The sequence below is a fragment of the Sphingopyxis sp. SCN 67-31 genome (genome assembly GCF_001725095.1).
Genome location: NZ_MEFH01000211.1, coordinates 1 through 5064 on the forward strand (window position 1 = coordinate 1; position 5064 = coordinate 5064).

The following is a 5064-nucleotide window of genomic DNA, read 5'->3' on the forward strand; positions in this document are numbered from 1 at the left end:
TGTCGCACGCCAGTTCGACGCGGTGGCCGTTGGGGTCGAAGAAATAGATCGACTTGAAGATGCCGTGATGCGTCGGGCCGAGCACATCGACCCCATTCGCCTCGAGATGCGCCTTGGCACCGACCAGCTCGTCATAGCTGCCGACCTTGAAGGCGAGGTGCTGGACCCACTTGGGCGTATTTTCGTCGCGGCCCATGTCGGGCTGGTTCGGCAACTCGAAAAAGGCGAGGATATTGCCGTTCCCCGCGTCGAGGAAGACGTGCATATACGGATCATATTCGCCGGTCGACGGCACATGATCCTCGGCAAAGGCGGTCGTATAGGTCATGCCGAGCATGGCCTCATACCATTCGACCGTCTCCTTCGCGTCCTTGCAGCGATAGGCGGCGTGGTGGACGCCGCCCAATTTGATCGGACTCGTCATTCGGCGGGCTCCTCGACATTGAGCGCGCCGCGGCGGATCTGGTCGAGTTCCATCGACTTGAACAGCGCGGTGAAATTGCCCTCGCCGAAGCCTTCATCCTTCTTGCGCTGGATGAATTCGAAGAAAACGGGGCCGATCACGGTCTGCCCGAAAATCTGGAGCAGCAGGCGGGGATCGCCCTCGGTCGTCGATCCGTCGAGCAGGATACCGCGCGATTTCAGTTCATCGACCGGCTCACCATGGCCCGGAAGGCGGTCGGCGAGCATCTCGTAATAGGTTGCGGGCGGCGACGGCGCGAAGGGATTGCCGAGCGCCTTGAGCTTGTCCCACGACGCGTAAAGATCGTCGCAGCTGAAGGCGATATGCTGGATACCCTCGCCATTATAGGCGCGCAGATATTCCTCGATCTGGCCGCCACCGCCCGCGCCTTCTTCGTTCAGCGGAATGCGGATCTTGCCGTCGGGGGCGGTCATCGCCTTCGAGGTCAGACCGGTATATTCGCCCTTGATGTCGAAATAACGGATTTCGCGGAAACCCGCGATGCGTTCGTAAAAGGCCGCCCAATGCGCCATGCGCCCGCCATAGACATTGTGCGTCAGGTGATTGATCACCTTCAGCCCCGCCCCTTCGGGATGGCGGTCGACGCCATCTTCATAGACGAAGTCGATGTCATAGATGTTCAGCCCGTCGCCATAGCGGTCGATCAGATAGATGATCGAGCCGCCGATGCCGCGGATCGCGGGCAGGCGCAGTTCCATCGGGCCGGTCTTGACCTCCACCGGCTCGGCTCCGCGCGCAATCGCCTCGGCATAGGCTTGCGCCGCGTCGCGGCAACGCCAGCCCATGCCGCACGCCGACGGGCCATGTTCGGCGGCAAAATAGGCCGCGGGCGATTTGGGTTCGTAATTGGCGATCAGGTTGATGTCGCCCTGCCGCCAAAGCGCCACATCCTTCGAGCGGTGCCGCGCGATGCGCGTGAAACCCATCCGTTCGAACACCGGTTCGAGCATGCCCTTTTCAGGCGCCGAAAATTCGACGAATTCGAAGCCGTCGAGGCCCAGCGGATTGTCGAACAGGTCGGCCATGGTCAGTCCCTTAATGTGGTTTCAATTGAAACTATTATGATGGATCGCGGACCGCGAGTCAATGCCGGGGCGCTTCAGATAGACCGTCGCCTGCGCGGGGGGCGACGCTTCTTGTCTTGGCGACTACGCCGCTTCCTCGATCGCCTCCAGCGCTTCCATCCACGCCGCCTCGACGCGTTCCAGCTCGGATGCGAGCTTGCCGCGGCGCTGCGCGAGATCGCCCATCGTCAGCTTGGCAAGCGCCGGGTCGGCGCTCGCGGGGTCGAACATTGCGCGGTCGATCGCGCTGACCTGCTGCGCGAGCTTGGCCGCGCGCGCCTCATGATCCTTGGCGGTCTTGCGCAACGCCGCCTGGGCCTCGCGCGCCTTCGCCGCTTCCTGCCGCGCCGCCTTTGCATCCTTCGGCTTCGCGGGCGCCGCCTTCGCATCATCGCCGGAGGGCGACTTGCCGAGGATGAACGCGACATAATCGTCCATGCTGCCGTCGAAATCGCGCGCGGTTCCGTCATCGACCAGGACCAGCCGGTCGGCCGAGAGTTCGAGCATATGGCGGTCGTGGCTGACGATCAGCACCGCGCCCTCGAAGCCGTTAAGCGCCTGCACCAGCGCCTCGCGCGCATCGACGTCGAGGTGGTTGGTCGGTTCGTCGAGGATCAAGAGGTGCGGCGCCTCGCGCGTGATCAGCGCGAGCGCGAGCCGCGCCCGCTCGCCGCCCGACAGCTTGCCGACCTCGGTCGTCGCCCTGTTACCCGAAAAGCCAAAGCGTCCCAGTTGCGCGCGCACCGCGCCGGGGGTCTTGCCCGCCATCACGCGCGTCATATGGCCGAGCGGAGTATCGGCGCCGTCGAGTTCCTCGACCTGATATTGGGTGAAGTAGCCGACGCGCATCTTGCCCGCGACCGCCATGCCGCCCTCTTCGGGCTTCAACTGCGCCGCGAGCAGGCGCGCGAGCGTCGTCTTGCCGTTGCCGTTGCGGCCGAGCAGCGCAATGCGGTCGTCGGGATCGATACGCAGGTTCAGGCGGCGCAACACCGGCGCGCCGGGCGTATAGCCGACGCTGGCAAGGTCGAGCGTGATCAGCGGCGGCTTGAGTTCGTCGCCGGGGCTCGGGAAATCGAACACCAGGCTCGGATCGTCGGCGATCGCCGCAATCGGCTGCATCCGGGCGAGTTGCTTGGCGCGCGACTGTGCCTGCTTCGCGGTCGAGGCGCGCGCGCTGTTGCGGGCGATATAGTCCTGCAATTTGGCGCGCTGCGCGTCCTGCGCCGCCTTCGCCGCCGCAAGCTGCGCCGCGCGTTCGGCGCGCTGGCGCTCGAACGCGTCATAGCCGCCGGCGTAGAGCGTCACCTTCCCGCCTTCGAGATGCAGAATATGGTCGACGACATTGTTGAGCAGGTCGCGTTCATGGCTGATCACGACAAGCTGCCCCGGATAGGAGCGAAGGAAGCTTTCAAGCCACATCGTCGCTTCGAGGTCGAGGTGGTTCGACGGTTCGTCGAGCAGCAGCAGGTCGGGGTTCGAAAAGAGTAGCGCGGCGAGCGCGACGCGCATTTTCCACCCGCCCGAAAAGCTGTCGAGCGGGCGCCCCTGCATATCCTCGTCGAAGCCGAGCCCGATCAGGATGCGCGCGGCACGCGCCGGCGCGGTATAGGCGTCGATCGCGATCAGCCGCTCGTGAATGTCGGCGAGCCGGTCGGGGTCGGTTTCGATCTCTGATCGTTCGAGCAGGTCGGCGCGTTCGGTATCGGCGGCGAGAACGGTTTCGAACGGCGTCGCGCTGCCGCTCGGCGCTTCCTGCGCGATATAGCCGAGGCGCGTCTTGCGCGGCATTTCAATCCCGCCGTCGTCGGCCTCCAGCTCGCCGATCATCGCCTTCATCAGCGTCGACTTGCCCGCACCGTTGCGGCCGATCAGCCCGGTGCGGCTTTTCGGCGGCAGGCTGGCGCTCGCGCGGTCGAGGATGGTGCGGCCGCCCAGTCGCACGGTCAGATTGTTGATCGTCAGCATGGGCGCGCGCCTAGCACGGCTGTCCGCCGGTGCGAAGCCCGATCGGAGCTAGTGCGAAGCGCCCATCGAGATCGTCTTGGGCCGCGGGATCAGCCACACCGCCGCTGCCGCGATGACGAAGACCGTCCCGGCTGCAAGGAAGATATGCAGCACACCGAGCGTCGAAGCCTGGACATCGACGATCCGGTCAAGCGCGGCGCGCGCCTGTTCGGTCGTCAGCCCGGCATTCTGCATCTTGTCCATCGTCTCGGCCGCGCCGTTGAGCGCGGGCACCAGTTCGGCGCGCGATACGCGGCTTGCGTCGTCCCACGCCGTTGTCGCGATGGCGGTGCCGATCGCGCCGCTCAGGGTGCGCAGGAAGCTCATCAGGCCGGCCGCCGAGGTCTGATCCTTCGCCGGTACCGAACTCAGCGCCAGCGCAGTCAGCCCGACGAAGAAGAAGGGCATGCCCATCCCCTGCAGCAGATGCGGCAACGCGAGGCTCCAATAATCGACGTCGGTATTCCAGCGCGCGCGCAGGATCGACATCAGCGCCATCCACAAGATGCCCGCGCAGACGGTGATCCGCACATCGATCTTGGTCAGCAGCCCCGCCGCCAATGGCGAGAAGAGCACAGCGAAACAGCCGATCCACGCGACGATGAAACCGGTTTCGGTCGCGGTGTAGCCCGCCACCTGCTGCAACCACAGCGGCGTCAGCACGACCTGCGAGAAAAAGGCCCCGAAGCCGAGCGAGATGGCGACGGTCGCGAAACTGAAGCCGCGAAAGCGGAAGACCCGGACATTGACCACCGGATTGGCGTCGGTCAGCTCCCAGATCAGAAAGGCAGCGAAGCTGATCGCGGCGACGATCGCCAGCATGACGATCCATGCCGATCCGAACCAGTCGTGCTCGCGCCCGGTGTCGAGCATGACCTGAAAAGAGCCGACCGACAGGACGAGCAGGATGAGGCCGACGATGTCGATCCGCATCTTCGCCTTCTTCGTCTCGAACGCGCCAAGCATGCTGCCGACGCCGAAGGCACAGACAGCGACGACGGGCAGGTTGATGAAGAAAATCCAGGGCCAGCTCCAATTGTCGCTGATCAGCCCGCCCAGAATCGGCCCCAGAATCGGCGCCGTCGTTGTCGTCATCGACCAGATCGCGAGCCCGATACCGGCCTTTTCCTTCGGAAAGATGCGCAGCAGCAATATCTGCGACAGCGGCATCAGCGGCCCGCCCGCAAGCCCCTGCAGGACGCGGAACAGGATCAGCGCGTCGAGCGTGCGCGAAATGCCGCACAGGAAGGAGAAGATGCCGAAACCCACGATCGACACGATGAACCAGCGCACCGTGCCGAACCGCGCGGCGAGCCAGCCGGTGAGCGGGACGCTGATCGCGTCGGCGACGGCATAGCTGGTGATCACCCAGGTTCCCTGCGTCGGCGATACGGCAAGGCCGCCCGCGATGTGGGGAACCGACACATTGGCGATCGTCGAATCGAGCACGACGACGAAATTGGCGAGCGCGAGCGCGAAGGCCGCGGCGAGCAGCTTGACGCCGCTCAG

At 65.0% G+C, this 5064-nt stretch carries 4 protein-coding genes; all 4 read right to left on the bottom strand.

Going from position 1 to position 5064, the window contains the following annotated elements:
* The coding region (locus ABS88_RS24220; RefSeq protein ID WP_286750836.1) for a VOC family protein at nt 1-424 on the bottom strand (424 nt) is incomplete at its 3' end.
* Complete coding sequence (gene hppD / locus ABS88_RS24225; RefSeq protein WP_286750837.1) at nt 421-1509, bottom strand: 4-hydroxyphenylpyruvate dioxygenase; 1089 nt, start codon at nt 1507-1509, stop codon at nt 421-423. The genes ABS88_RS24220 and hppD, both read right to left, overlap by 4 nt.
* A gap of 123 nt (nt 1510-1632) precedes the next feature.
* A complete protein-coding gene (locus ABS88_RS24230; RefSeq protein ID WP_286750838.1) occupies nt 1633-3516 on the bottom strand; it encodes an ABC-F family ATP-binding cassette domain-containing protein in 1884 nt (627 codons plus the stop codon).
* 48 nt (nt 3517-3564) lie between these two features.
* Nucleotides 3565-5064: DHA2 family efflux MFS transporter permease subunit (locus tag ABS88_RS24235; RefSeq protein ID WP_286750839.1), on the bottom strand; the 1500-nt coding region annotated here is incomplete at its 5' end.